The following is a 588-nucleotide window of genomic DNA, read 5'->3' on the forward strand; positions in this document are numbered from 1 at the left end:
TGTCAACACTTTTTTGAAATTTTTTTAAAACTTTTTTCATCAAGTGTTTCAACTGCAACATACCATAGTCCGTACGGGATTCGAACCCGTGTTACCGCCGTGAAAAGGCGGTGTCTTAACCCCTTGACCAACGGACCAGAGTTGTTATTTTCAACTCTTACTATTATACAGGCTTTTTCTGACTTGTCAACTACTTTTTTAAACTTTTTTTACTTTTTTGCATGACGGTAACTTCTCAAAGTAACTTCCACTCGCCTGACCAAAGTGGAAATTAGTCTAAAACGGATTTTTATGGTGGAATTAAGTGTGAGACGTTTGAGTTAGAAATGAGGTCTACTATGACAAAACATAAACATCTTACCCTTTCCGACCGTAATGATATCCAATTAGGTTTAGAGCGCGGTGAAACATTCAAAGCTATTGGACAATCCATTCTAAAAGACCCAACTACTGTTTCCAAAGAGGTCAAACGAAACAGACAAGTCCGAGAGTCTACAGACCATAACCTTCCTTGTCCTTTACTAGACAAAGCTACCTTTGTCTGTAACGGCTGCCCTAAAAAAAGACAAAATTGTGGCTATAAGAAGA

The 588-nt window shown here is 38.1% G+C and carries 1 protein-coding gene and 1 tRNA gene; one reads left to right on the forward strand and one right to left on the reverse strand.

Features of this window, described 5'->3' with window-relative positions; all coding sequences use genetic code 11:
• Nucleotides 1-65 precede the first annotated feature (65 nt).
• Nucleotides 66-137: transfer RNA gene (locus tag HT685_RS09515), tRNA-Glu, on the reverse strand.
• Nucleotides 138-338: 201 nt separating this feature from the next.
• On the opposite strand from HT685_RS09515, the gene HT685_RS09520 reads away from it, so the two are divergent.
• Nucleotides 339-588: helix-turn-helix domain-containing protein (locus HT685_RS09520; RefSeq protein ID WP_173227065.1), on the forward strand; the 250-nt coding region annotated here is incomplete at its 3' end.

The organism is Streptococcus sp. 5004 (assembly GCF_013276755.1).
GTDB lineage: Bacteria > Bacillota > Bacilli > Lactobacillales > Streptococcaceae > Streptococcus.